This is a genomic window from Pseudomonas sp. RW10S2 (assembly GCF_014268985.1).
Taxonomy (GTDB): domain Bacteria; phylum Pseudomonadota; class Gammaproteobacteria; order Pseudomonadales; family Pseudomonadaceae; genus Aquipseudomonas; species Aquipseudomonas wayambapalatensis.
Genome location: NZ_JABWRO010000081.1, coordinates 1 through 25,502 on the forward strand (window position 1 = coordinate 1; position 25,502 = coordinate 25,502).

Genomic DNA, 25,502 nt, shown 5'->3' on the forward strand with positions numbered 1-25,502 from the left:
AAAAGCCCAGGCAATGCCTGGGCGTTTTCTACTCACGCGAATCAGCGATCAAGCCAGTTCAGCGAAGCACTCTTCGATGATGGCCAGGCCTTTGTCCAGCAGGGCGTCTTCGGCGGTCAGCGGAACCAGGATCCGCAGGACATTGCCGTAGGTGCCGCAGGACAGCAGGATCAGACCCTTGTCACGTGCCTTGGCGACCACTTGGGCCACGGCGGCAGCGTTCGGGGTGTGGGTGCCCTTCTCGAACACTTCCACGGCGATCATCGAACCCAGACCACGGACATCACCGATGATCGGGTGCTTCTTCTGGATTTCACGCAGGCCGGCGGTCAGGCGCTCGCCAACGGCCTTGCTGCGATCCAGCAGTTTCTCTTCCTCGAACACCTGGATGACGGCCAGGGCCGCGGCGCAGGCGATCGGCGAACCGGCGTAGGTGCCGCCCAGGCCGCCTGGAGCGATGGCGTCCATGTACTCGGCCTTGCCGCACACACCGGCCAGCGGGAAGCCGCCGGCGATGGACTTGGCGAAGGTGGTCAGGTCAGGCGCGACGCCCATCTGTTCCATGGCGAAGAAGGTGCCGGTACGGCCAGCGCCGGTCTGCACTTCGTCGGCGATCAGCAGGATGCCGTGCTGGTCGCACAGGGCGCGCAGGCGCTGCATCAGCTCTTTCGGCGCGGGCAGGAAGCCGCCTTCGCCTTGTACTGGCTCGAGGATGATCGCAGCGATGTCGCGCGGCTCGGCGTCGTTCTTGAAGATGCGCTCGACCGAGGCGATGGCGTCATCGACGCTCACGCCGTGCAGCTCGCTCGGGAACAGGGCACGGAACACGCCGCCTGGCATCAGGCCCATGCCTGCGGAGTACGGCACGACCTTGCCGGTCAGACCCAGGGTCATCATGGTGCGGCCGTGGTAGCCGCCGGTGAAGGCGATCACGCCGGCACGACCAGTGGCGGCACGGGCGATCTTCACGGCGTTTTCAACGGCTTCGGAGCCGGTGGAAACCAGCAGGGTCTTCTTGTCGAAGTCGCCCGGGACCAGCTTGTTGATCTTTTCGCACAGCTCTACATAGGGCTCGTAGGCCAGCACCTGGAAGCAGGTGTGGCTGACCTTGGTCAGCTGCTCTTGAACGGCGGCGACCACTTTCGGGTGCAGGTGGCCGGTGTTCAGTACTGCGATGCCGCCGGCGAAGTCGATCAGTTCGCGGCCTTCAACGTCGATCACCGTGGAGTTCTTCGCCGACTCGACGAAGATCGGGTGGATCTGGCCGACGCCACGTGGGACGGCGGCGACACGGCGTTGCATCAAGGATTCGTTGGTCTTGCTCATAATGCCCTCATTCGCGCCGACTCTGACGGCGCTGTTATTCGGGGGTGGCTGGGTGTGCCTGTGAACAGTATTCGTTGATCGACTGTCACCGGCGCCCTGGCCACCAGGTACTGCATGTCAAAAAAACCAGCGAGACGTCGCTCTCGCGCCCCGCTGGCAGAGGTAAAGCCCTTAGCGCATCAGACGCTGATGCACAGGTATTTGATTTCGAGGTAGTCCTCGATGCCGTACTTGGAACCTTCGCGGCCCAGGCCCGAGGCCTTGATACCGCCGAACGGCGCGACTTCGTTGGAGATCAGGCCGGTGTTGATACCGACCATGCCATATTCCAGGGCCTCGGCGACGCGGAACACGCGGCTCATGTCGCGGGCATAGAAGTACGAGGCCAGGCCGAACTCGGTGTCGTTGGACATGGCGATGACTTCGGCCTCGTCCTTGAAGCGGAACAGCGGCGCCAGCGGGCCGAAGGTCTCTTCCTTGGCGACGGCGGCAGTCTTCGGTACGTCGACCAGGATGGTCGGCTCGAAGAAGTTGCCTTCGATCAGCTTGCCACCGGACAGCACCTTGGCGCCCTTGGAGACGGCGTCCTCGATGTGCTCCTGGACCTTGGCGACCGCCTTGTTGTCGATCAGCGGGCCAGTGGTGGTGCCTTCTTCCAGGCCGTTACCGATCTTCAGCTTGCCAACGGCAGCCTTGAGCTTCTCGGCGAACGCGTCGTAGACGCCGTCCTGCACGTAGATGCGGTTGGCGCAGACGCAGGTCTGGCCGTTGTTGCGGTACTTGGAGATGATCGCGCCCTCGACCGCCTTGTCCAGGTCGGCGTCGTCGAACACGATGAACGGAGCGTTGCCGCCCAGCTCCAGGGATACTTTCTTGATGTCCTTGGCGCATTCTTCCATCAGCTGGCGACCGATTTCGGTCGAGCCGGTGAACGACAGCTTGCGTACCAGGGAGTTGCCAGTCAGCTCGCCGCCGACTTCACCAGCGCTGCCGGTAACAACGCTCAGCACGCCAGCCGGGATGCCGGCGCGGGTGGCCAGCTCGACCAGGGCCAGGGCGGAGTAAGGGGTCTGCGAAGCAGGCTTGAGCACCATGGTGCAGCCAGCGGCCAGGGCCGGGCCGGCTTTACGGGTGATCATCGCCGCCGGGAAGTTCCACGGGGTGATGGCCGCGGTGACACCGATCGGCTGCTTGATGACGATCAGGCGCTTGTCTGGCTGGTGGCCCGGGATGGTGTCGCCGTAGACGCGCTTGGCTTCCTCGGCGAACCACTCGATGAACGAGGCGGCGTAGGCGATTTCGCCCTTGGCTTCGGCCAGCGGCTTGCCCTGTTCGGTGGTCATCAGGCGAGCCAGGTCGTCCTGGTTCTCGATCATCAGCTCGAACCAGCGGCGCAGCTTGTTCGAACGCTCCTTGGCGGTCAGGGCACGCCAGGCCGGCAGGGCCTTGTCGGCGGCTTCGATGGCGCGGCGGGTTTCCGCAGCCCCCATCTTCGGCACGGTGCCGATGACTTCGCCGGTGGCCGGGTTGGTCACCTTGATGGTCTGACCGCTGTCCGCATCCAGCCATTCACCGTTGATGAAGGCTTGCTGGCGGAACAACTGAGCGTCTTTGAGCTGCATGTCGGCTTCCCTTGACCGCGCCGCGCTGGCACGGAACGTCTTGTTGATTATTGAAAGGCGCCCCTGGTGGGGCTGCCGTCAGGAATTCTGGCACCCAAACGAGCCAAGTGTTCAATATTGGGTATTGAGCGTTTGAAATCTCAAACGAATGCTAAGCGGGTGCTGGGTGTTTGGACAATAGGCTGTTCGAAAAAAAGAACGAATGGTCTTTGGAAACGGGGCTGGCCTCTTCGCGGGCAAAGCCGGTGCCCTCCACCTCGGCCTACATCAGATTTTCCCCATTGCGCGTAGTCCATTTCCCAAAGACACTTTTGCCGCACTCAAGCCATTGCGAGCGGCCTGTGACGGGATCTAGGCTCGCCCGGTCGTTGCCAAATCAACGATCGGGTTTAGCCACTCGGATCAAAGACGGTCGCACCTCGCCTCCACATTCCAGAGCATTGCTACTGGTACTTCATGGCGGCTGTGCGTGGGGCACCTTCGGGTGCGCCGGGTGCCGTCTTCCCGGTTGGCTAACCCGCGTACAGCTGCCACCTATTTCGTTTAGCCACGGATCTGCGGCAGCTCTAACAAGACGGAGCTGTAGCCATGAAAAAACTCGTTCCCGACCCACCCCGCCTCACACTCATCACCAACCCCGCCTTCTCCATCCACACCGACATGATCGCCCCCGATCCCCTGGTCCACGCCAGCGCACTGTTGCTCGGCGTTGCCGAAACCCTCGACGAACACTGCCGCGCCCGCGCCGGAGCGCCCGGCCTGAACATGCTGGCCAACGCTGCGCAAAACGCCGAAACCGCGCGGGCACTGGTTGAACATGCCTTGAACCAGATCTGAGGGAATGTCCATGAACGATCAATCGAACCACTAAACCACCGCCGGCATCGCCACATTCCTGGACATGTTCAGGGTGCAGCCCGGCGTACCGCTGGAACGGGTGCTGGAGGAAGTCTCGGTCGTGCTCGGCTGCATCCGTGACCTGAGCGACCAGGAAGAAGCGCGCCCTGCCGCAGTAACGGCGCTGCACTACCTCAGCGCCCTGGCCAAGGGGTTGATGAATGATCTGGAGATAGCGCGCAACAGCGTGCATTGAGCCATTCAGTACTGTGGTGACCTCTTCGCCGCTGCGACTTGCCCGCGAAAAGGTCACCACAGGTCCAAAACCCCGGGAAAAACAGCCACAGATCAAGGCGATGGACGCCATCGACGCAGATGGGTATCATTGCGCCGCGTTGCACTCGTAGCTCAGCTGGATAGAGTACTGCCCTCCGAAGGCAGGGGTCGTGGGTTCGAATCCCGCCGAGTGCGCCATCTCCGAAAGCCCCGGGAAATCTCCCGGGGCTTTTTCGTTTGTGCGCCAGGTCGCGCCTCGCCCCTCCCCCGACACCGCCCATTGGTGTTAGCGTGGGCATGTTTCCTACCAATGGACATCCCTTTTAAACCCTTCGCGAAGGAATGCGTTTACCCATGCCCTTGCCCAAGCTTTCTGCCGTCTCCCTGATGCTGGCCAGCCTTGCGCTGTTCGCCGTTCCCGCACACGCTAACCTCAGCCCGCAACAGTCCGCCGCCATCCTCAAGGCCTACGACGGCACCGACCCGGCCGACTTCAAGCAGTTCATCGACAAGCTGGCCAACAGCGAACTGGCCAAGGTCGACACGCTCGACGAAACCCTCAAGGCCTACCTCGCCGGCAAACCGCTCGCCGCCGAGCAGCAGAACGAGATCAACCGCCTGCTGGGCCTGTACACCCGCATCAAGTACGGCAAGGCTGCCACCCAGACGCTGCGCGAGCTGGTGCAAATCCCGACCTTCCAGGTCGAGGGCCTGCCACAACACGAGAACCCCGAGTTCCACAAGATTGCCGTCAAGATCAAGGCGCTGGCAGAAGACTTCGGCCTTGAGTTCCGCAACATCGACAACCGCGTCTACGAGATCACCCTCGGCGAAGGCAAGGAAGTGATCGGCATCCATGCCCACGCCGACGTGGTGCCGGTCAATCCGGCCAACTGGAAACTCGAAGACGGCACGCGCCTCGACCCGTTCAAGGTCACCCTGGTGGGTGATCGCATGTACGGCCGCGGCACCGAGGACGACAAGAACGGCATCGTCGTCGCGCTCTACGCCCTGAAGGTCGCCAAGGACGAGAAGCTGCCACTGGCGCGTCAGTTCAAGCTGCTGGTGGACACCACCGAGGAAACCTCCGGCGACGCCATTCCCTACTACTTCGCCCGCAACGCCACACCGGACTACAACCTGGCGCTGGACGGCGGCTACCCGGTGGTGATCGCCGAGAAGGGCTATGGCACCGTCATGGCCAGCTTCAGCAAGCGCGCGGGTGAAGGCAAGGGCGCCGAGGTGATCAACCTCACCGGCGGCCTGGCGACCAACCAGATCCCCACCACCTCGGTGGCGACGCTGATCGGCGACCATCCGGCCGACCTGGCCCGACGCCTGAAGCAGGCCGGCGAGCTGTACCGCAAGGCCAATGGCAAGGACTTCAAGATCGACGCCGTGGTCTCGGGCAAGCAGGTGATCCTGACCGTGACCGGCGTCTCCGCGCACTCCTCCTCGCCACAGTCGGGGGTCAACCCGGTGGCACGCATGCTCGACTTCCTCAACGGCCTGGGCGACCGCGTGCCGCTCAAGCACAACCACATCACCGATGCTGCCCGCTACGCCGCCGACAACTGGGGGCTGGACTACCTGGGCAGCAAACTGGGCGTCGGCTTCAAGGACGATTTCATGGGGCCGCTGACCGCCTCGCTGACCTACGTCGCCCTGGACCAGAAAGCCCTGAAGCTGGCGGTGAACCTGCGCATCCCGAAAGGCAAGCCGATCGACACGATCAAGGACGAATTGGCTGACAAGCTCGGTGATTGGGCGCGTATCAGCCACACCTCGGTGGCCTTCGAGTACACCCTGGACGAGCCGATGTACCGCAACCCCGAAGGCGAATGGGTCAAGGCGCTGCTGGATGTGGCCACCGAGAACCTCGGCCTGCCCCACGAGTTCGGCACCTCTGCTGGCGCCACCTCGGTGCACGACCTGCCCAACGGCGTGCAGTTCGGCCTGTCGATGCCCGGCGTGAAGTACACCGGCCACAACGACAACGAGTTCAAGACCGTGGAGCAGTTCATGCTGGACCTGCAGGTGATCAGCGAGATGGTCGCGCGCATCGGGCAGATGCCCAAGCTCTGAGCGAATCCCGGCGAGGGCCGTCCGCCGGCCCTCGTGCGCTTCGACCAATGACGTTTTTCAATCGCCTCGATGCCGTTTCCTGCATTGCCGTGCAGAGCGCGGTCCCGGATGCTTTATTTATTCCAGGACAGCGCTTTTTCCACCCCCGAGGCCCCCATGAAGAACGTCGAACAGATTCTCAAGACCAAATCCCAGCACCAGACCGTCTACACCATCGGGCCTGACGAGTCGGTGCTCGACGCGCTGAAGCTGCTGGCAGAAAAGAACATCGGTGCGCTGCCCGTGATCGAGAACGACCAGGTGGTAGGCATCGTCAGCGAGCGCGACTATGCGCGCAAGCTGGTGCTCAAGGGCCGCTCGTCGGCAGCCACGCCCGTGCGCGAGATCATGAGCTCGCCAGTGGTCACCGTGGAGCCCAAGCAGAACCTCGAGTACTGCATGAACCTGATGACCAACCGTCACCTGCGCCACCTGCCGGTGGTCGACCATGGCAAGCTGCTGGGCCTGCTGTCGATCGGCGACCTGGTCAAGGAAACCATTGCCGAACAGGCCAACCTGATCCTGCAACTGCAACAGTACATCCGCGGCGAATGAGCTGCCGGCTCAGTGGTAGGCGCGCTCCAGTTCGTCCAGCTGATGGTCGAAACTGCGCAGACGCGCCGACCAGGTGTACACCAGCACTTCCAGATCACGATTGAGCACTGCGGTATTGCCGCCGTCACGCCCCTGCGGGTCGCACAGGTCGAGCTGGTAGCGCTCGCGCGCCATGGCCGTGGCCACGCTCGACAGGTCGCGGGCATTGGCCAGCCAGTGGTGATGGTGATCGTGCACTTCTCGGTCCAGCTCGCGGCACTGGCGCTTGAGTGCGTCCAGGCACTGCTCCAGTGGCGTGCCCTTGAGCTCGCCCATGACTTCTTCGAAGGTACGCCCCGAATGCCAGTAGCTGCCCCAGAAATAGCGGTCGAACACTGTTTCGACCCGACGCAGGGCGACCTTGGTGTTCCAGATGGCCACCAGCGTTCGGCCCTGAGCCACTTCACGCTTGTTCAGGTGCAACTGCTGCCAGGCGATCCACGCCAGGCCGCAGAGCGCCACCGCCGCGGTGACCGCAGCGGCGGCATACAGGAACTGCACCGCCTGGTTCATCTGATGGGTGTGCCGGATACCGTAGAAGTAGCCAGCAGTCAGGGTGCCCAGGATCGTCACGGTGCACCAGAAGCCTGGTGCGTAGGGATCTTTCATCGCGCTATCCCCTTTTTGTTTTCCTGAGCATAGCAACGCTGAAATCAACCATCAGGTGCCACTCGGCGCTTTATTTGCGCGGGCGACGCAAGGCCTCGTTGAGCTGATCGAACGGCACGGCCCAATCGGCGTCCTCGATGATGCTCTCTTTCAGAAAGGCTCGCTGCGCGTCGCTCCAGAACGGCGCGTCCACCAGCTTGATTTCGTTCTTGAGCGGCGAGTGCGAGGCGATGAACTGGTCGATGCTCACGGCATCGTCCGCCAGGCCCAGTTGCTTGAACAGCTCGGCGAAGGGGTGAATCGGTGCGTCCATGTGTCCTCCTCGATTGCACAGGTTAGGGGTTGCCTGCGGTAGACCGCGCCCTGGCCGCAACGACTCGATCGATATGAGCGCCACAGGCCCTCGGCAAGTTTAGGCCCTCTGCGTACAGGCGCAGCTAGACTTGAACAAGAGGGCCCTGAGATGACCAAGCTGATCGCTCGCTGCTGGCGCAGGTTCTGGCTGTTGCTGATCCTCGGCGTCGCCGGGGCGGGCCAGGCTGCGGCCGGTCATGACGTCTGGCTGCTGGACATCGACGACGCCATCGGCCCGGCCAGCGCCGACTACCTGCTGCGCGGGCTCGACCAGGCACAGGAGCAGCAGGTGCAACTGGTGGTGATCCGCATGGATACCCCGGGCGGGCTCGACATCGCCATGCGCCAGATCGTCAAGGCGATCCTCGCCAGCCCCGTACCGGTGGTCACCTATGTGGCCCCCGGCGGTGCACGGGCCGCCAGCGCCGGGACCTATATCCTCTACGCCAGCCATGTGGCGGCCATGGCCCCCGGCACCAACCTGGGGGCGGCGACGCCGGTACAGATCGGTGCTGGCGACAAGAGTACGCAAAAGCCTGGCGCCACCAACGCTGAGCAGGCCCCCTGGAGCGCAAGCAGGTCAACGATGCCGCGGCCTACATCCGGGGGCTTGCGCAACTGCGCGGGCGCAATGCCGACTGGGCGGAAAAGGCCGTGCGCGAGGCGGTCAGCCTGTCGGCCGAGGAAGCCTTGCGCCTGAACGTCATCGATCTGGTCGCCACAGACCTGCCGGGCCTGCTGCAACGCCTGGACGGTAAGACCCTGGTCGCCGCTGGCGAGGCCCGTGCGCTGCAGACCGCCAATGCCCGTGTGGTCGAGCACCTGCCGGACTGGCGCACCCGCCTGCTGGCCGTGATCACCAACCCCAGCGTAGCGCTGATCCTGATCATGCTTGGTGTGTACGGGCTGCTGTTCGAGTTCATGAACCCGGGTTCGGGCGTAGGCGGTGTGGTCGGCGGTATCTGCCTGCTGCTGGCGCTCTATGCCCTGCAGTTGCTGCCGGTGAGCTATGCCGGGGTAGCGCTGATCCTGCTCGGGGTGGCGTTCATGGTTGCGGAGGCGTTCCTGCCCAGCTTTGGCGTGGTCGGCTTCGGCGGCATCGTCGCCTTCGTGGTCGGCGCGGTGATCCTGATGGACACCGATGCGCCGGGCTTCGGCATTCCGCTGGCGCTGATCGTCGCCCTGGCCGCGGTGTCGGCGCTGCTGCTCGGCGGTGTGCTGGGCATGGCCGTCAAGGCTCGACGGCGCGCGCTGGTCAGCGGCGATGCCGGGCTGGTAGGCAGCCTGGTGACCGTCACCCAGGTCACGCTCGACAACCCGTTCTGCGGCTCGGTACAGGCCCAGGGCGAACAATGGCAAGCCCGCTGCACCACACCGCTGCAGCCCGGCCAGCACGTGCGGGTCATCGCCCGGCGCGGCGTGGTGCTGGAGGTCAGCGCCAGTGCGCCCTCGGCGCAAGGAGAGTAGAGATGTTCGTTCAATTCGGATTTGGCACCTTGCTGGTGCTGCTGGCGCTGCTGCTGATGTCGGCGCTGCGCATCCTGCGCGAGTACGAGCGCGGGGTGGTGTTCCAGCTTGGCCGCTTCTGGCAGGTGAAGGGGCCGGGGCTGATCATCCTGATCCCCGGCATCCAGCAGATGGTGCGGGTCGACCTGCGCACCGTGGTGCTGGATGTGCCACCGCAGGATGTGATCACCCGCGACAACGTCTCGGTCAAGGTCAATGCGGTGGTGTACTTCCGCGTGCTCGATCCGCAGAAGGCGATCATCCAGGTGGAAGACTTTTTAAGCGCCACCAGCCAACTGGCCCAGACCACACTGCGCGCGGTGCTGGGCAAGCACGAGCTGGACGAGCTGCTGGCCGAGCGCGAGCAGCTCAATCTCGATATCCGCCAGGTGCTCGACGCGCAGACCGACGCCTGGGGCATCAAGGTGGCCAATGTCGAGATCAAGCATGTCGACCTCAACGAGTCGATGGTCCGCGCCATCGCCCGCCAGGCCGAGGCCGAGCGCGAGCGGCGGGCGAAGGTGATCCATGCCGAGGGCGAATTGCAGGCGTCGGAAAAGTTGATGCAGGCCGCGCAGATGCTCAGCAAGGAGCCGGGGGCGATGCAGTTGCGCTACATGCAGACGCTGGGGTCGATTGCCGGGGACAAGAGCTCGACCATCGTGTTTCCGTTGCCGGTGGATCTGCTCAAGGGCCTGGTGGACAAGGATCGATAGAGATCGCTGCGCAGCCACGCCCCCGTAGTTTCAGATCGGCGCCCGACGCAGGGTCGCGAGGAATGTCGCCGCACCGATGAACAGGCCGGCGAACGTGCGGTTCAGACGCTTCTGCTGTTTCGGCGTGCGCAACAGGCGCAGCACCCGCGAGGCCAGCCCGGTGTAACCCGCCATCACCAGCATGTCGACGCTGATCATGGTGGCGGTGATCGCCAGGTATTGCGCCAGCAATGGCTGGTGCGGGTCGATGAACTGCGGCAGCACCGCGAGCATGAACACCAGCGCCTTGGGGTTGCTGACGTTGACCAGAAAGCCTCGGAACACCAGGCTCAGTGGCTTGCCGATGGGCCGCACGGCGGACTCTTCGCTCATGTCCATCGGCAGCGCACGCCATTGCCGGTACGCCAGGTACACGAGGTAGGCGACACCGAACCACTTGATGATCTGGAAGGCGGTGGCCGACGCGGCGAGGATCGCGCCGACACCGGCGGCGATGATGGCGATCTGCACGATCAGGCCCAGTTGCAGGCCCAGGGCGTTCCAGTAGCCACGCCAGAAACCGTATTGCAGGCCGCTGGACATCGAGGCGATTGCCCCGGCCCCCGGCGACAGGCTGATGACCCAGCACGCGGCAAAGAAGGCCAACCAGGTTTCCATCGACATCACACACCTCGCTCGAACGAATGTTGCAAAACGTTAAGCTAAGGTTTTGGTGAAAAAATAACCAGCGGAATTTGTGGCGGGAGCCTGGTTTGTTTTGTGCCTGTACCGGCCCTATCGCGGGCAAGCCCGCTCCCACAGGGCTCAGCTGTATTCAGCGTCAGCGTGGTGTCTGTAGGAGCGGGCTTGCCCGCGATAGGGCCGGCAGAAGCTCAATCAGTCTCGGCCGATGTGCCGTTGCTGACGCCCGGCACCTCAGCCCCGCGCCAACGCCGCACCGACTTCTGGAAAAACTGGCTGTTGGGCACCTGCACCAGCGCCCCACCCGCCTCCGGCGTTTCCATCAGCGTGGTGTACAGCAGGTTGATCGCGATCACCCGTCCCTTCACCCCCGGCTTGTCGAGGGTATCGACCAGCTCGACCACGTCGCCAATGCGAAACGGCCCGACGGTGAAGATCAGCACGGCGCACAGCAAGTTCGACAGCACGCTCCAGATAGCGAAGAACGCCACCGCCGCCACCGCGACGAAGCCCGACAGGGCCGTCCACAGCACCGTGGCCGACACTCCCATGCGCTCCAGCACGAACAGCAGCGCACTGCCCATGATCAGCCAGCGCAGACCGCCGCGCACCGGCACCAGCAGCTCCGGCGGCAGCGGGTAGCGCTGGCCGAGGCGGCTCAGGGTGCGGGCGACAATGCGCTGCAGCACGAAGGCCAGCGCCAGGATCAGCAGAATCTGCAAACCCAGCCAGAACGCATCCATCCATTGCCCCGGCAACAGCGAGCGCAGCTGCTCCATCAGGACAGCGCCTCCAGCTCGGCCTGCATGCTTTCCAGCGTTTCCAGGGCCTCCATCCAGGCCTCTTCAAGCTCGCCTTCGCGCTGCTTGAGCTTGGTCTGGCGGGCCAGCAGGTCGCGCAGCTCATCCTTGCGGGCGGCGTCGTAGAGGCCACTGTCGCCCAGCGCGGTCTCGATCTCGGCCAGTTGCGCGTGCACCTGGCCCAGTTCGGTCTCCAGCTTGTCGGCGGCCTTCTTGTGCGGTGCCAGTTGCTGGCGCAGGGCGGCGGCGGCCTGGCGCTGGGCCTTCTTGTCGGTCTTGTCCGGATTGACCGGCGTGTTGCTGACCGGGGCGGTGCGCTGGCGGTAGTCGATCAGCCAGCGGCTGTAGTCGTCCAGGTCACCATCGAAGGTGTCGACCTTGCCATCGGCCACCAGCAGGAAGTCGTTGGTGGTGCTCTTGAGCAGGTGACGGTCGTGGGACACGACCACCACGGCACCAGCGAATTCCTGCAACGCCATGGTCAGGGCCAGGCGCATTTCGAGATCGAGGTGGTTGGTCGGCTCGTCGAGCAGCAGCAGGTTTGGCCGCTCCCAGGCGATCAGCGCCAGGGCCAGGCGGGCCTTCTCGCCACCGGAGAAGTTGACCACCGGCTCGTCGATGCGATCACCGCGGAAGTCGAAGCCGCCGAGGAAGTCGCGCAGGGTCTGCTCGCGCTCGGCCGGAGCCAGGCGCTGCAGGTGCAGCAGCGGGCTGGCCTTGTCGTCCAGCGAGTCGAGCTGATGCTGGGCGAAGTAGCCGACAGCGAGGTTCTCGCCGCGCAACAGGCGCCCGGACAGCGGTTCGAGTTCGCCGGCCAGGTTCTTGATCAGGGTGGACTTGCCGGCACCATTGGGGCCAAGCAGGCCGATGCGCGCACCGGGAGTGAGCTGCAGCTTGACCTTCTCGAGGATGGTCTTGTCGCCATAACCCAGGCGCCCTTCGGCGAGGTCGAGCAGCGGGCTTGAGATCTTGTGGGCTTCGCGGAAGACGAAGTCGAACGGCGAATCGACATGCGCCGCCGACAGCTCCTCCATGCGCTCGAGGGCCTTGATCCGGCTCTGCGCCTGGCGGGCCTTGGTGGCCTGGGCCTTGAAGCGGGCGATGTACTTTTCCATGTGCGCGCGCTGCGCCTGCTGCTTCTCGTAGGCCTGCTGCTGCTGCGCCAGACGTTCGGCGCGGGTGCGCTCGAAAGCGCTGTAGCCGCCCTTGTAGAGATTGAGCTTGCGCTGTTCGACATGCAGCACATGGTCGACCACGGCATCGAGGAAGTCGCGGTCGTGGGAGATCAGCAGCAGCGTGCCCGGATAGCCCTTGAGCCAGTCTTCGAGCCAGAGGATCGCGTCGAGGTCCAGGTGGTTGGTGGGCTCGTCGAGCAGCAGCAGGTCGGACGGGCACATCAGTGCCTGGGCCAGGTTCAGGCGCATCCGCCAGCCACCGGAGAAGTCGCCGACGCGGCGGTCCATCTGCTCGGCGGTGAAGCCCAGCCCTGCCAGCAACTTGCGGGCGCGGGCGTCAGCGGTGTAGCCGTCGGCACTGTCCAGCTCACTGTGCAGACGCGCCAGCGCCGTGCCGTCATGGGCCTGCTCGGCAGCGGCCAGGTCGGCCTGGACCTTGCGCAGGCGCAGGTCGCCGTCGAGGACATAGTCCACCGCCAGGCGATCGAGGGTGTCGACCTCCTGGCGCATGTGGGCGATGCGCCAATCGGCGGGGATCTGGCAATCGCCGGCGTCGGGCGACAACTCACCGCGCAGCAGGGCGAACAGGCTGGATTTGCCGGCACCGTTGGCGCCGATGAGGCCGGCCTTGTGACCGGTGTGCAGGGTCATCTCGGCGCCTTCTAGCAAGCGCTGAGGACCACGCTGTAAAGTGAGGTTGGATAGTCTGATCATGATGGTCGCGGAGTCTATCAGCTTCCGGGTGGCCCACACAGGCCACTCGATCATTGGCGCGAGACGAATCATGCACAGCGAATTATGGAACCACGCCCTGGCCCTCTACGGCCGTCCAGGGGTCGAGAATGCCTGCCTGACCCTGCAGGCCTTGGGCGGCGATGTCTGCCTGCTGCTGTGCGGCACTTGGCTGCAGGCACGGCGGGTAGCCCCCGATGCGCGGCGGGTGGAAGCACTACGGCAACTGGCCGGCCCCTGGCAGCAAGAGGTGGTTACACCCTTGCGCGCGCTGCGTCAGGCGTGGCGTGCACAGGCACAAGGCGATCCGCACCTGGCGGCATTACGGGAGCAGGTGAAAGGGTTGGAACTGGAGGCGGAGCGAACCTTGCTGGCGCGCTTGCAGACGTGCGCCGCAAAGTGGTCGGCGAGCCCGGACGGACACGCCGACGATTGGCTGGACCGGCTGGCGCCGGACCAGGCCCGTGACCACGACGCGCTGCATCAGCTGCGCGCCGCGGCCAGAGCGCTTCAGGACGCCGAAGACGGCGACTGAGCCGGGGTGCTGGCCGGAGCCGATGGCGCTGGAGAAGCCGGAGTGCTGCTGGCAGCAGGAGCTGCGGGCTTGGCTTCGACAGGCTTGGCAGGAGCCTTGGTGGCAGCTGGCTTGGCGGCAGGTTTCGAAGCGGGTTTGGCTGCAGGTTTCGCAGCCGGTTTTGCCGCTGCTGGCTTCGCGGCAGGTTTGGCTGCCGCTGGCTTGGCTGCTGGTTTGGCTGCTGACTTGGCAGCCGCTGCAGGCTTGGCTGCAACCGGCTTGGCGGCGGCTTTGGCTGGAGCTTTGGCAGCAGCGGGCTTGGCAGCAGGTTTAGCGGCTGCCGGTTTGGCTGCTGGTTTGGCGGCAACCGGCTTGGCTGCAGCTGCCTTGGTCGCAGGCTTGGCCGCAGTTGCTTTGGCTGCTGGCTTGGCCGGGGCCTTGGCCGCAGCAGGTTTGGCAGCGGGTTTGGCCGCAGCGGTTTTCGCAGCAGGCTTGGCGGCTGCCGCTTTGGCCGGTGCCTTGGCAGCGGCAGGTTTGGCGGCGGCTTTAGCAGCAGGCTTGGCAGCGGCGGTTTTCACGGGTGCCTTGGCGGCGGGCTTGGCAGCAGGAGACTTGGTGGCAGGCTTGGCAGCCGCGACCTTGGTGGCAGGTTTTGCAGCAGTCTTGGCCGCAGGCTTGGCTGCCGCACGCAGGCCGAGTGCCTTGCCAGCGGCTTCACGCACCTTGCCAACACCCTGAGCCAGTTTCAGGCTCTCCTGGGCATCACGCTTGAGTTGCTGAATATAAGTACGCGTCTGAGTCTGGCGATCTTTCAGCGAATCGAGCAGTGCTTCAAGTTCACCGATAGCCCCCTGGGCCTTGCTTTGTGCCTTGGCCTTGCCGGCCTTGGCAGAATCCTGCAACTTCAGACGGGCATTGTGCAGTTTCTCCTGCGCCTTGCCGCGTTGTTTTTCCAACTTGGCGAGCAGTTTCTCTGCATCCGCCAGCGCTTGCGAGCAAGCCTCTTCCAGATGTTCGAGCAGGCTACCGGAAAGTTGCTGGAGCAGATGCAACGGCGTACTGACGGGCTTCTTTTTAGCCGACATGGCTTACCTCCTGGCTGACGAGATTGCGGCTCATACTATGCTTCTGCTGCTACCGCCGCTAGGGCATGTTGACAGTATTGTTTGCGCCGCGTTGCATGCCTGGGCAAAGTTGTTATCTTGCAGCTCGGTGCAAGTGTAGTAGTCGATTAAATGATTGCCGACATTTACTCATTGGCCGGCAACAAAGGCTGGCATACTTCGCCTTCATCGCCGCAGGAGTTGCCCGTGCCTCGTTATCTGATTCTCGGCTTGAGCCTGTTGGCAGCCTCTGCCCTGGCCGCCCCCGAAACATCCCCCGCCAATGACCAGGACCTGGCCTACAGCCTGGGCGCAAGCCTTGGCGAACGCCTGCACCAGGAGATGCCCGGCCTGCAGCTCGATGCGCTGGTAGAGGGGCTGCGCCAGGCCTATCAGGGCCAGCCGCCGCGCATCGACAAGACGCGCATGCAGGCGATTCTCCAGCAGCATGACGAGCAGGCCAACGCCGCCGCGCAGCAGGCGCAGGTCGACAAGCTGCTGGCCGCGGAAAAACGCTTCATGGCCAACGAACGCGCCCGCAGCGGTGTACATGAACTGCCCGAAGGTGTGCTCTACAGCGAGCTGGCCAGCGGCAGCGGCGCGCAACCCAAGGCGGGTGGAAAAGTGCAGGTTCGGTATGTCGGCAAGCTGCCGGACGGCTCGGTGTTCGACCAGAGCCAGCAACCGCAGTGGTTCAGCCTGGGCTCGGTGATCGAAGGATGGCAGGTGGCATTGCCACACATGAAGGCAGGCGCCAAGTGGCGACTGGTGATTCCGTCGGCGCAGGCTTATGGCGCCGATGGGGCGGGCGACCTGATCGCGCCCTATACCCCGCTGGTGTTCGAGATCGAACTGCTGGCAGTTGGCGACTGAGACAGGCCGTCAGGCCTGTACCGCACCCTCTTCCTTGTGCGCGTTGTGCAGCACTTCGATCAGACAGTCTTCGAGCTCGAAGCGTTCGTGCAACAGGCCGCCCAGCTTGCCGAGCTTGTCGGCGAAACGTTCGGTATCCTTGCACTCGCCTTTCTCGCAATGGTCATTGAAAGCCAGAGCGATCTGGGTGATGTCGTTGATCCGGGGATTGATTTCCTCGGCCAGTTTGAGCGCCTGCTCGTCGCCGAACGCCTTCGCTTCAGTGACCAATTGCTCGCTGACCTCGAAGTGCCAGGCCGACACGTAGTCAACCAGGATCGCGCAGAAGTCGCGGTTCTTGTCCTTGTCGGCGAAGGCTGGCTTGGCATCGCGCAGCGCGCGGAAGGCCTGCACCAGTTCATGACGCTCCTCCAGCCAACGGTCGATCAGCTTGTGAACCCCGCCCCATCGTTCCTGGGCGTTCTGGCAACTATCGAGCATGGCAGTCTCATCCCTAGCTGGGCAGATGCCGCTGCACCTCGCGTCACAACTGCGCGACACAAAGGTGACATCCGCAGAGCGGCATCGAACCGTATGTTTTCAATGTGCGTGCAGGGGAGATTATTCCCGCGCGTGCTGACCATCAAGGTACGCAGAGGACTAAGTTCATACAAGCGTTTGATGCCCACACACAGGACCATTGGTCGCGCAATTGCGCTGGGTCAACTGCCGCCAGGGTTGCGGAAACGATACGCCAGCAGGCAGTACAAGGGCAGCGCCGTGAGCAGCAGGAAGGCCATCACGCTCCATTCGGGGAGCGTGAGGTCCAGGAAGCTCCAACTGATCGAAACACATTCGGAGCTGCCGACCAGCAGACGTTCCAAGGCCTGTGTCCAGGAGCGCTGAAGTGTCTGCGCGAAAGGTTCGGGGGTAATCGCAAGCCACTCGCCCTGCAGCCACACCTGCCGTGACGCAAGGGCGACACCGGCACCGGAACAACCACCTGCCAGCCACGCATAGACCCGCGTGCCGGCTGCACCCGGGGCATGCAGCATGGCGCACAGGCAAACCAGCGCGTAGCACACCAACAGCAGGCGCTGGGTCAGGCAAAGGGGGCACGGAACCAGGCCAAGCCAGTTCTCAAGCACGATCGCCCCGCCCAAGGTGGCGAGCGAGACGAGGAAGGCTGCAAAGAACAAAGGGCGCGAGCGAGCCTGCGACATGAGCGACGGAAATCCCGGAAGAGCAGTAGTGGCGTGAAACGGTAGAGGAAAGAGGATCGCTGTTTCAAGTTGCTACAGTGGGGACAAATCGCTGATTGGAAGGGAAAGTTTTCTAATCTTGGTAGGACATATCCGAAGGTCAGCCACTGCGCAGATACTGTCCTACCACTGCCAGGGGAAACACCAATCGGATGTGCCCGACAGCAACACAAGGCAGCACCTGCAGCGGGCGCTGCCTTGTGTTGCTGTCGGGCTACGCAACGCCCTGGCGAACTCAGGACGCGTGCACACCCTCAGGCAGCGGCAAGGCCAGCAAGCGCTCGTCAAGCAGGCCAAGGCCCTCCTGGAACAGCTGGTTGCTGCGCTCGGTCTCGCCCAGCCCGGCCAACAGCCGCGCAAGTTCGGCGCAGGTTTCCGGGTTGCGCTCCATGCGCAGGCTGCTTTCGAGGTAGTCACGCGCCTTGCCCCACAGGCGGTTCTGCAGGCTCAGGCGCCCCAGGGTAAGCAGCAGGCTGGGGTCTTGCGGATGATCCTTGAGCCAGCCTTCGGCCGTCTGCAACTGGCGCGCCGGGTCATCGCCACGTACCAGGCCATAAAGGCGCGCCAGGTGGCTTTCGAACTGACGCTTCAATGCGGTACGCAACACCTGCTCGGCGTCACCTTGGGCGCCAACCTGGCGCAGTTGCTCGGCATAGGCCAGCACCAACTGCGGCTCCTGGCGCTGGGCCGAGGTAAGCTGTTGCCAGGCGCGCTCCAGCGATTGGCGGGCGGCTTGAGAGTCCTCGCCGCGGGTTGCGGCCAGTGTCAGGTTCTGGCCCCAGGCACGCTGCTCCAGTTCGGCCAGCTCGTTGCCCGGCAGCACCTTGCCCTTGCGCAGGTCCGGCAGCAGGCGAATCAACGCCGGCCAGTCACCACGCTCGCGGTGCAGACGCTGCAGCAAGCGCAGCACCTGGGCGTTGTGCGGGTGCCGCGCCTGCATCGCCAGCAGGGTTTCCAGGGCACCGTCGCTGTCGCCGCGGTCCATCTGCAACTGCGCATGGGTCAGGGCGATCCCCAGCTCCGCCTGGGGCTGACGCTCCAGGGCACGTTCGAGCAGGTTGTCGCTGTCTTCGGTGCGCCCCTGCTCGTTGGCCGCACGGGCAGCGCCGAGGTAGTAGAGCAAGGGTTGGCGCTCGGCTTCGGCGGCGCGGTGCAGGTGGCGTTGGGCACTGGCCCAGCGACCCTCGGCGAGGTCCAGTTGGCCCTGCTCGATGGCGACACGCACCCGCCGGCTGCGATTGCGCCGTGACCAAGGGTTGACCACCCCGCTGGACGCCAGCACCAGGCCAACCACGTAACGCAGCAACAGCAGCGCCAGCACCAGCACCACCAGTGCCGCGAACGCCGCCCACAGCCCTGATTGGTAACGGAAGCCACCATAGGCGATCAGCACGTAGCCACTGTGCTTGGCGATGGCCACACCCAAGGCCGCGGCGATGACGATCGCCAACACTGCCAGCAGGTAGACACGCTTCATGGCTTGCCCCCTTCGCCTTCGGCCGGCAGATGGCGCCGCTGGATATAGGCCTGCACGGCGGCAAGGCTTTCGCTCAGGTCAGGCACCACCACCGAGACGGGCTGCTCGGCCAGTGCGTTGAGGCTGTCGAGCATGGCCTTGCTCTGCGGGTTGTCCGGGTTGAAGTTGGCCAGCAGCACGCTGCGCGCATCGTCCAGCGCCTGGCTGTAGACCTTGGCCTGGCCATTGAGCGCCGCCCACTGGGCCTGCTCGATGGTGAGGCTCAGCGCGAGGCGCAGCTGGTTGAGCGATTGCCCGGCCAGCAGCGGACGCACGTTCTGGTCGGCGTCGAAATCGATCTGGAAATACTTGGAAATCTCTGCCCACCACCGGGAAAGGCGGCTCGCACCATCGCCGTCGGCGGTCAGCGCACCAAGGGCGTCGGCATCGCTGTTGAACTCAGGCGACTGGGCACTCAGTTGCTGTACCTGCTCGCGCTGGGCGGCGAGCTTGAGGAACAACCCGGTACGGTCGGGTTGCTGGGTGCTGTTGAGCGTCGCCAGGCTGCGCGCCAGTTGCTCACGTGCCGCGAAGGCACCTGGGTCGCTCTGCTCGCGCAGGATCTCGTCGGCACCTTCGACCAGCGCCTTGGCGCTGGCGATGTCCTGCAGCGCCGACAGGCGCAGGGTAGCCAGGCGCAACAGATGCTCGGCCTCAGCCAGACGCCACTCCTTGCGGCTTTCGCCAAGCACGGTTTCCAGGCGCTGGCTGAGCCTTTGCTGGTCACTCTGCAACTGTGCAACCAGCCGACGGCGGTCTTCGAGTTCGCTGGCTGCGGGCAGGGTCGCCAGTTGCGAGCCGAACTGCTGCTGGCGTTGCTGCAGCGCTTCGGCGCGCTGGTTCAGCGCCTCGATATGCTCACCCTGGCCCTGCTCGCTGCCTTGCAGCTGGTGCACCTGCCATGCGCCCCAACCACCGACGGCCACACCGGCTGCGCCGATCAACAGCGCTAGCAGGGCCAGGCCATTGCCGGCGCGCTTGGCCGGCTGCTCGACGGGAGTCTGCGGCGCATCGAGCGCCGAAGGTTGTTCGTTGTTGGACAAGACAGTCTCGCTCACGTATCCATCCTTTGCATGGGGGCGTCGTCGCAATCCGCTCGACGCCTTAGGAGGCAGGTGCAGCGCTGCGCTGCACGGCTGCCAGCAAGGCCGCGGCGCTCGCGCCACGGCAATCCACAACCTGTTGGGCGCCTGCCGCCCTGGCCTGTTCGGCCACGCGCGGGCTTGGCACGAACAGCGCAAGCCCCGCCAGACGCGGCCAATCCGCACCGGCCAGCTGGAGCAGGTGTTCGAAGCCCTGCCCACTGCTGACCACCAGCCCGTTCAAGCGTTCCGCTTGGATCCGGCGCATCAGGCTGCCTGGGGGATAATCCGGCAGGCGACGTTCATACAGTTCCAGATAATCGACACTAGCACCTTGCTCACCAAGACGCTCGGCCAGCCATTCACGACCACCAACACCACGGGCAATCAGGACGCGTGCTGTAGGAAGCGCGATAGCCTCTCGCAGGACAGACAGGCCGAGCAAGGCCTCGCTATCATCACCCTCTGTAGGGAAAGTCACCTGCAGATGGGCGGCCTGGAGAATGCGCGCCGTCGCCTCCCCCACGGTGAACCAGCCCTGGGGCGGCGGCTTGATGCCCTTGTCGGCGAGCCGCTCGAGCAGCAGACGCGCCGCTGGCTTGCTCACGACGATGATCGCCTGGTACTGATCGATGCCACCCAGTCTCGCCTGGGCCGTTCGATCCAGGGCCAGCGGGTCGATCGCCAGCAAGGGCAAGCGGCTGCTGGCGATTCCAGCAGCCGCCAGGCTCTGCGCCAAAGCCGCGCACTCCTCTTCGGGGCGGGTCAGCAGCAGGCGCCAGTCGCTCACGGATGGCCCGCCTCGCCGTAGACATCCTTGAGGATCGCCTCGGCGCCCTGCCCCAGCAGGTCCTCGGCCACCTGCACGCCCAGGGTTTCGGCGTCGGCACGCGGGGCGCGGGCATCCGCCATCAGTAACGTCCCGCCGCTGGGCTGGCCGACCAGGCCACGCAGCCACAACTGATCGCCTTCGAGCACGGCATAGCAGGCGATCGGCACTTGGCAGCCGCCGTTGAGGTGCTTGTTCATCGCCCGCTCGGCCTTCACGCGGTCAGCGGTATCAGGATGGTTGAGCGGCGCCAGCAGGGCGTGGATCTCGTGGTCGGCGCTGCGACACTCGATGCCGACAGCGCCCTGGCCGCCGGCCGGCAGGCTGTCATCGACACTGATGCTGGAGGTGATGCGGTCTTCGAAACCCAGGCGGATCAGGCCCGCTGCAGCGAGGATGATGGCGTCGTACTCCCCCGCATCGAGCTTGGCCAGGCGCGTGTTGACGTTGCCGCGCAGGAACTGGATCTTCAGATCAGGGCGACGCGCCAGCAACTGGGCCTGGCGGCGCAGGCTGGAGGTGCCGACGACGCTGCCGGCCGGCAGCGCCTCGAGGCTGTCGAAGGTGTTGGAAACGAAGGCGTCGCGCGGGTCTTCACGCTCGCAGATGCAATACAGGCCCAGACCTTCGGGGAAGTCCATGGGCACGTCCTTCATCGAATGCACGGCGATATCGGCTTCGTTGTCGAGCAGGGCGGTTTCCAGCTCCTTGACGAACAGCCCCTTGCCGCCGATTTTCGCCAGGGGCGAGTCGAGCAGCTTGTCGCCGCGGCTGACCATTGGCACCAGGGTCACGACCAGGCCCGGATGGGCCTGCTCAAGGCGAGCTTTGACATAGTCGGCCTGCCACAGGGCCAGGGCACTTTTACGGGTGGCAATGCGGATTTCGCGAGTGGACATTTAACGCCCCGAAGCAGAGAAATGCCGCCGATGATAACAGTTCCCTCAGCCTCGCTAGCAGATCCAGGTCATCACCTGGCCCGGCCATCCCTGGCAGCAGCCGTCATTCGCCTCGGTCAGAGCGTCTGCATCATCTTGCGTACGCCGGCCACATGTCGACGGCTGACGGTCAGGGCATCACCGTCAAGGCCTTTGAGAAACAGCTGGAAATGCCCCAGCGGCGTGCGCTGCAGGCGCTCGATACGTTCACGGGCCACCAGGGCGTTGCGATGGATACGCACGAAACGCTCGCCGAATTCGTCTTCCAGCGATTTCAGCGGCTCGTCCAGCAGCACTTCGCCTGACTCGTGACGCAGGGTCACGTACTTGTGGTCGGCAATGAAGTAGATCACCTGGGGCAGGGGAATCAGCTCGATACCCTTGCGCGTTCGCGCACTGATATGGCTGCGCGGGCCGCCTCCGCCTTCGTTGGCCGGACGGGTCAGGGCGGCGAGCTGGGTGCGGTTGGGCTTTTCCGCCTTGCGCAGGGCATCGCGCAGGGCCTGGGGCTGGGTCGTGCGGCCGACATGGCTGAGGGCACTGTGGCTGAACGCCTCCTGCTCGTCGTCATCGAGGCAGAACACCAGCGCCGGTGGCGCCTCGCGTTCGCACAGGCGTGCTGCCACCTGCAAGCCATCGAGGCCCGGCATGCGGGTGTCCAGCAGGACGACATCGGGTTTGAGGCTGTCGATCAGCGCCAGGGCCTCCTCGCCATTGGTGGCGCTGGGCTCAAGCACCGTATAGCCCTCGAGTTCACCGAGCAGTCGGCTCAGGCGCTCGCGGGCCTGGGGTTCATCATCAACGATCAGGACATTCATAATTGCGCTGGATTCCTGAGTGAGTCTCGCAGTGGGTACAAGCGTAGACAGGAGTCGGTGACCGTTGTAACGGTCACGCTACAGACCCATGCGAAGGCCAAAGATTCACTGGTCTGGCAGAATAGCTGCCAGTCCTCTGTCCAACTGTAGACGGTCCGTGGAACACTGCCGTTCAATCGTTGAATATCCTGTGGCGCCCGCCCACCCTGCGTACACCGGCAATTTTCTCGCGACCGGCGCCCTGCTTAGCGAAGCCCAACCCTGCTATGATCGGCGCCACTTTTTCATTCACGCCTTCTATGAGTGGATCCATGAGCACCGACAAGACCAACCAGTCCTGGGGCGGCCGCTTCAGTGAGCCCGTCGACGCCTTCGTCGCCCGTTTCACCGCCTCGGTCGATTTCGACAAGCGCCTGTACCGTCACGACATCATGGGTTCGATCGCCCACGCCACCATGCTGGCGCAGGTCGGCGTACTCTCCGACGCCGAGCGCGACACCATCATCGATGGCCTGAAGACCATCCAGGGTGAAATCGAAGCGGGCCAGTTCGACTGGCGTGTCGACCTCGAAGACGTGCACATGAACATCGAGGCCCGCCTGACCGACCGCATCGGCATCACTGGCAAGAAGTTGCACACCGGCCGCAGCCGCAACGACCAGGTCGCCACCGACATCCGCCTGTGGCTGCGTGACGAAATCGACCTGATCCTGGGCGAGATCACCCGCCTGCAGCAGGGTCTGCTGGAACAGGCCGAGCGCGAAGCCGAAACCGTCATGCCCGGCTTCACCCACCTGCAGACCGCCCAGCCGGTGACCTTCGGCCACCATCTGCTGGCCTGGTTCGAAATGCTCAGCCGCGACTACGAGCGCCTGGTCGACTGCCGCAAGCGCGCCAACCGCATGCCACTGGGCAGCGCGGCGCTGGCCGGCACCACCTACCCGATCGACCGTGAGCTGACCTGCAAGCTGCTGGGCTTCGAAGCCGTGGCCGGCAACTCGCTGGACGGCGTCTCGGACCGTGACTTCGCCATCGAATTCTGTGCGGCCGCCAGCGTGGCGATGATGCACCTGTCGCGCTTCTCCGAAGAGCTGGTGCTGTGGACGAGCGCGCAGTTCCAGTTCATCGACCTGCCTGATCGTTTCTGCACCGGCAGCTCGATCATGCCGCAGAAGAAGAACCCGGATGTCCCGGAGCTGGTGCGTGGCAAGACCGGCCGCGTGTTCGGCGCCCTGACCGGCCTGCTCACGCTGATGAAAGGCCAGCCGCTGGCCTACAACAAGGATAACCAGGAAGACAAGGAACCGCTGTTCGACGCCGCCGACACCCTGCGCGACTCGCTGCGTGCCTTTGCCGACATGATCCCGGCGATCAAGCCCAAGCACGCCATCATGCGTGAAGCGGCGCTGCGTGGTTTCTCCACCGCCACCGACCTTGCCGACTACCTGGTGCGCCGTGGCCTGCCCTTCCGTGACTGCCACGAGATTGTCGGTCACGCCGTGAAGTATGGCGTCGACACCGGCAAGGATCTGGCCGAGATGAGCCTGGAGGAACTGCGTCAGTTCAGCGACCAGATCGAACAGGACGTGTTTGCCGTACTCACCCTGGAAGGCTCGGTGAACGCGCGCAACCACATCGGCGGCACCGCGCCGGCGCAGGTGCGTGCGGCGGTGGCACGCGGCAAGGCGCTGCTGGCTTCGCGCTAAGCACAAGGCCGCTCCCACAGGACACCTCGCCCCCTGTGGGAGCGGCCTTGCGCCGCGATGGGCCGCGCAGCGGCCCCTCTTCCAATCACCGCTTGTTCCGCACCATCTCCATGAACTTCGGCATCGCCGCCTCCTTGTCCGCCACGATCCGCGCCATGTGCGGATGCTCGCGCAGCTTCCCCAACAGCGCCGCTGCCTGGGGGAAGTCCGCCAGGAAATCGATCCCCAGCACCTTCTTGCCTACCGCACACGCCAGGTCGACCGAGAAGCAGAACATCAGATCAGCCAGGGTCAGCTTTTCGCCAGCGACATAAGGCGCGAACTTGCCGTTGCGCTTGAGCGTGGCAAAACCTGCCAGCAGCTCGCTGCGCGCTCGCTCCTTGACCAGCGGCTCCACCGCCGTACCGAAGAACGCTTCGGCGTAGCAGGTACGTGCCGGCAGTTCGATGTACAGCTCGATCTCCTTGAGCAGCTCACGCACCTTGGCCTGCCCGAATGCATCACTGGGCAGCAGCGGATGCTCGGGGTGGGTCTGCTCGATGTAATCGAGGATCACGTTTGTCTCGCTGAGAAAGCCGTGTTCGGTTCCCAGCACCGGAACCTTGCCACGCGGGCTGACAGCCAGCACCTCGGGCGTCTGCCCGGAAACGAACGGCACCTCCTCGAAGGGCACGCCTTTTTCCAGCAGGGCCAGCTTGACCATGTTGTAGTAGTTGCTGACCGCGAATCCGTAGAGCTTGAGCATGAACGACAGCCTCCAGGCCGTAAGGGGTTGGCCTGGCTGTTATAGCCGCCTGGCCATCCCCTGACCAGCATCATGGCGCGCGTCGATGACCGGGCATTGCCGACACAGGCATGGCACACTGTCGCTTTCATCACAGGAGTAGCGCCATGAGCGAACCCACCGACATCGAAAACGACGACGAAGAATTCGCCGAGGCGACGCTGACCCAGGCCATCGAGAACCAGATCGAGAGCGGCAATCCGCCTGCCGCCAAGGCTACCTTCAACAAGCTGACCCTGGTCGGCTACGAGCGCGAGGACATCCTCAACCTCATGGCCCACGTGCTGGCCATCGAGATCGACGCGTTGCTCACCGAGGATCGCGCATTCGATACCGAGTGGTACGAAAATGCCCTGCGCGCCCTGCCGGAATTGCCACCTGAGGCAAATCAAGGCGACGACGACGAAGCCTGACTACACTCCTGACTTCCGTCCTTGTCTGGAAGTCAGGAGTCGCTCATGTCCTTCACCCCCGAATTGATCGCCGAACTGGAAGTCCTTGCGCTGTTCAACCTCGACAGCAGCCAGGAAGGGATCAAGATTCACGCCAATGCCTCGCCAGCGCTGGTCGCCGCGGCCAAACGCCTGCATGCCAAGCAACTGACCGACCAGCCAGACGGTGGTTACCTGACCAGCCTGGGCCACGATGCGGTGGAGAGCGTGCAGTTACTGTTGAATGTTCTGAAAAGCCCACAGCCTGCGTAACTGTAACGGCCTCATCGCGGGACAAGTCGGAGCGGCGGTTCG

The 25,502-nt window shown here is 64.3% G+C and carries 26 protein-coding genes, 1 tRNA gene and 1 pseudogene; 12 read left to right on the plus strand and 16 right to left on the minus strand.

The features are described from left to right. Positions 1-48: 48 nt before the first annotated feature. Both gabT and gabD read right to left on the minus strand, forming a co-directional pair. A complete protein-coding gene (gene gabT / locus HU729_RS17235) occupies positions 49-1,326 on the minus strand; it encodes a 4-aminobutyrate--2-oxoglutarate transaminase (RefSeq protein WP_186667396.1) in 1,278 nt (425 codons plus the stop codon). A 179-nt stretch (positions 1,327-1,505) separates the two neighbouring features. Next, positions 1,506-2,948 carry an NADP-dependent succinate-semialdehyde dehydrogenase gene (gene gabD / locus HU729_RS17240; protein WP_054891643.1) on the minus strand — a complete coding sequence of 481 codons (1,443 nt, stop codon included), beginning with the start codon at positions 2,946-2,948 and terminating at the stop codon, positions 1,506-1,508. Positions 2,949-3,536: 588 nt separating this feature from the next. On the opposite strand from gabD, the gene HU729_RS17245 reads away from it, so the two are divergent. The 5 genes from HU729_RS17245 to HU729_RS17265 all read left to right on the plus strand — a co-directional run bounded on the left by HU729_RS17245 (position 3,537) and on the right by HU729_RS17265 (position 6,740). Next, on the plus strand, positions 3,537-3,785 hold the full coding sequence (locus HU729_RS17245) for a hypothetical protein (RefSeq protein ID WP_186711055.1): 249 nt from the start codon (positions 3,537-3,539) through the stop codon (positions 3,783-3,785). 64 nt (positions 3,786-3,849) lie between these two features. Next, positions 3,850-4,041, plus strand: a complete 192-nt coding sequence (locus HU729_RS17250; RefSeq protein WP_186711056.1) for a DUF3077 domain-containing protein — start codon at positions 3,850-3,852, stop codon at positions 4,039-4,041. Between the two features lie 141 nt (positions 4,042-4,182). Continuing rightward, positions 4,183-4,259 (plus strand) — tRNA-Arg (locus tag HU729_RS17255). A gap of 156 nt (positions 4,260-4,415) precedes the next feature. Then, positions 4,416-6,146 (plus strand): dipeptidase, encoded by a 1,731-nt coding sequence (locus tag HU729_RS17260; RefSeq protein ID WP_186711057.1) that lies wholly within the window; start codon positions 4,416-4,418, stop codon positions 6,144-6,146. A gap of 156 nt (positions 6,147-6,302) precedes the next feature. Continuing rightward, positions 6,303-6,740 (plus strand): CBS domain-containing protein, encoded by a 438-nt coding sequence (locus tag HU729_RS17265; protein WP_186667392.1) that lies wholly within the window; start codon positions 6,303-6,305, stop codon positions 6,738-6,740. A 9-nt stretch (positions 6,741-6,749) separates the two neighbouring features. Here the strand turns inward: HU729_RS17265 and HU729_RS17270 are convergent, their stop codons facing one another. Then, positions 6,750-7,388: an NADH:ubiquinone oxidoreductase subunit N gene (locus tag HU729_RS17270; RefSeq protein ID WP_186667391.1), complete on the minus strand. Its 639-nt coding sequence runs from the start codon at positions 7,386-7,388 to the stop codon at positions 6,750-6,752. 70 nt (positions 7,389-7,458) lie between these two features. Then, entirely contained in the window at positions 7,459-7,701 is a 243-nt protein-coding gene (locus HU729_RS17275) for a DUF2789 domain-containing protein (protein ID WP_186667390.1), read from the minus strand. Between the two features lie 159 nt (positions 7,702-7,860). Between HU729_RS17275 and HU729_RS17280 the strand changes: the two are divergent. Both HU729_RS17280 and HU729_RS17285 read left to right on the plus strand, forming a co-directional pair. Further along, a pseudogene (locus HU729_RS17280) lies at positions 7,861-9,209 on the plus strand (nodulation protein NfeD). Between the two features lie 2 nt (positions 9,210-9,211). After that, on the plus strand, positions 9,212-9,964 hold the full coding sequence (locus HU729_RS17285; RefSeq protein ID WP_186711058.1) for a slipin family protein: 753 nt from the start codon (positions 9,212-9,214) through the stop codon (positions 9,962-9,964). Positions 9,965-9,994: 30 nt separating this feature from the next. Here HU729_RS17285 and HU729_RS17290 read toward each other — a convergent pair whose 3' ends face one another. From HU729_RS17290 to HU729_RS17300, 3 genes are all read right to left on the minus strand, one after another. Beyond that, the gene (locus HU729_RS17290; protein WP_054891623.1) at positions 9,995-10,627 is read right to left on the minus strand and encodes a LysE family transporter; all 633 of its coding nucleotides are present in this window, start codon (positions 10,625-10,627) and stop codon (positions 9,995-9,997) included. A 209-nt stretch (positions 10,628-10,836) separates the two neighbouring features. Further along, on the minus strand, positions 10,837-11,424 hold the full coding sequence (locus tag HU729_RS17295) for a mechanosensitive ion channel family protein (RefSeq protein WP_186711059.1): 588 nt from the start codon (positions 11,422-11,424) through the stop codon (positions 10,837-10,839). Beyond that, complete coding sequence (locus tag HU729_RS17300) at positions 11,424-13,334, minus strand: ATP-binding cassette domain-containing protein (RefSeq protein WP_186711060.1); 1,911 nt, start codon at positions 13,332-13,334, stop codon at positions 11,424-11,426. Before HU729_RS17300 ends, HU729_RS17295 begins: the two co-directional genes overlap by 1 nt. A 70-nt stretch (positions 13,335-13,404) precedes the next feature. On the opposite strand from HU729_RS17300, the gene HU729_RS17305 reads away from it, so the two are divergent. Continuing rightward, positions 13,405-13,887, plus strand: a complete 483-nt coding sequence (locus HU729_RS17305; RefSeq protein ID WP_186711061.1) for a TIGR02444 family protein — start codon at positions 13,405-13,407, stop codon at positions 13,885-13,887. On the opposite strand, the gene HU729_RS17310 is transcribed toward HU729_RS17305, so the two are convergent. Beyond that, the gene (locus tag HU729_RS17310) at positions 13,863-14,951 is read right to left on the minus strand and encodes an AlgP family protein (protein ID WP_186711062.1); all 1,089 of its coding nucleotides are present in this window, start codon (positions 14,949-14,951) and stop codon (positions 13,863-13,865) included. The genes HU729_RS17305 and HU729_RS17310 overlap by 25 nt on opposite strands. Before the next feature lie 225 nt (positions 14,952-15,176). On the opposite strand from HU729_RS17310, the gene HU729_RS17315 reads away from it, so the two are divergent. Continuing rightward, the gene (locus HU729_RS17315; RefSeq protein WP_186711063.1) at positions 15,177-15,842 is read left to right on the plus strand and encodes an FKBP-type peptidyl-prolyl cis-trans isomerase; all 666 of its coding nucleotides are present in this window, start codon (positions 15,177-15,179) and stop codon (positions 15,840-15,842) included. 9 nt (positions 15,843-15,851) lie between these two features. On the opposite strand, the gene rsd is transcribed toward HU729_RS17315, so the two are convergent. The 7 genes from rsd to HU729_RS17350 all read right to left on the minus strand — a co-directional run bounded on the left by rsd (position 15,852) and on the right by HU729_RS17350 (position 22,266). Continuing rightward, positions 15,852-16,322 carry a sigma D regulator gene (gene rsd, locus HU729_RS17320; RefSeq protein ID WP_186667383.1) on the minus strand — a complete coding sequence of 157 codons (471 nt, stop codon included), beginning with the start codon at positions 16,320-16,322 and terminating at the stop codon, positions 15,852-15,854. 221 nt (positions 16,323-16,543) lie between these two features. After that, positions 16,544-17,044, minus strand: coding sequence for a disulfide bond formation protein B (locus tag HU729_RS17325; protein WP_186711064.1), 501 nt, complete (start codon positions 17,042-17,044; stop codon positions 16,544-16,546). A gap of 274 nt (positions 17,045-17,318) precedes the next feature. Further along, positions 17,319-18,560: a heme biosynthesis protein HemY gene (locus HU729_RS17330; protein ID WP_186667381.1), complete on the minus strand. Its 1,242-nt coding sequence runs from the start codon at positions 18,558-18,560 to the stop codon at positions 17,319-17,321. Then, positions 18,557-19,657, minus strand: coding sequence for a uroporphyrinogen-III C-methyltransferase (locus HU729_RS17335; protein WP_186667380.1), 1,101 nt, complete (start codon positions 19,655-19,657; stop codon positions 18,557-18,559). Before HU729_RS17335 ends, HU729_RS17330 begins: the two co-directional genes overlap by 4 nt. A gap of 46 nt (positions 19,658-19,703) precedes the next feature. Further along, positions 19,704-20,471 (minus strand): uroporphyrinogen-III synthase, encoded by a 768-nt coding sequence (locus HU729_RS17340; protein ID WP_186711065.1) that lies wholly within the window; start codon positions 20,469-20,471, stop codon positions 19,704-19,706. Continuing rightward, positions 20,468-21,409, minus strand: a complete 942-nt coding sequence (gene hemC, locus HU729_RS17345) for a hydroxymethylbilane synthase (RefSeq protein ID WP_186667378.1) — start codon at positions 21,407-21,409, stop codon at positions 20,468-20,470. Before hemC ends, HU729_RS17340 begins: the two co-directional genes overlap by 4 nt. A 116-nt stretch (positions 21,410-21,525) precedes the next feature. Next, positions 21,526-22,266: a LytTR family DNA-binding domain-containing protein gene (locus HU729_RS17350; RefSeq protein WP_186667377.1), complete on the minus strand. Its 741-nt coding sequence runs from the start codon at positions 22,264-22,266 to the stop codon at positions 21,526-21,528. Between the two features lie 311 nt (positions 22,267-22,577). Here HU729_RS17350 and argH point away from each other — a divergent pair, with 311 nt between their 5' ends. Then, positions 22,578-23,972, plus strand: a complete 1,395-nt coding sequence (gene argH, locus HU729_RS17355) for an argininosuccinate lyase (protein WP_186667376.1) — start codon at positions 22,578-22,580, stop codon at positions 23,970-23,972. 85 nt (positions 23,973-24,057) lie between these two features. Here the strand turns inward: argH and HU729_RS17360 are convergent, their stop codons facing one another. Continuing rightward, a complete protein-coding gene (locus tag HU729_RS17360) occupies positions 24,058-24,717 on the minus strand; it encodes a glutathione S-transferase (RefSeq protein WP_186667375.1) in 660 nt (219 codons plus the stop codon). 146 nt (positions 24,718-24,863) lie between these two features. Here HU729_RS17360 and HU729_RS17365 point away from each other — a divergent pair, with 146 nt between their 5' ends. Both HU729_RS17365 and HU729_RS17370 read left to right on the plus strand, forming a co-directional pair. Continuing rightward, positions 24,864-25,169, plus strand: a complete 306-nt coding sequence (locus HU729_RS17365) for a hypothetical protein (protein ID WP_054891610.1) — start codon at positions 24,864-24,866, stop codon at positions 25,167-25,169. Positions 25,170-25,214: 45 nt separating this feature from the next. Beyond that, positions 25,215-25,460, plus strand: coding sequence for a TIGR02647 family protein (locus tag HU729_RS17370; RefSeq protein ID WP_186667374.1), 246 nt, complete (start codon positions 25,215-25,217; stop codon positions 25,458-25,460). Positions 25,461-25,502 lie beyond the last annotated feature (42 nt).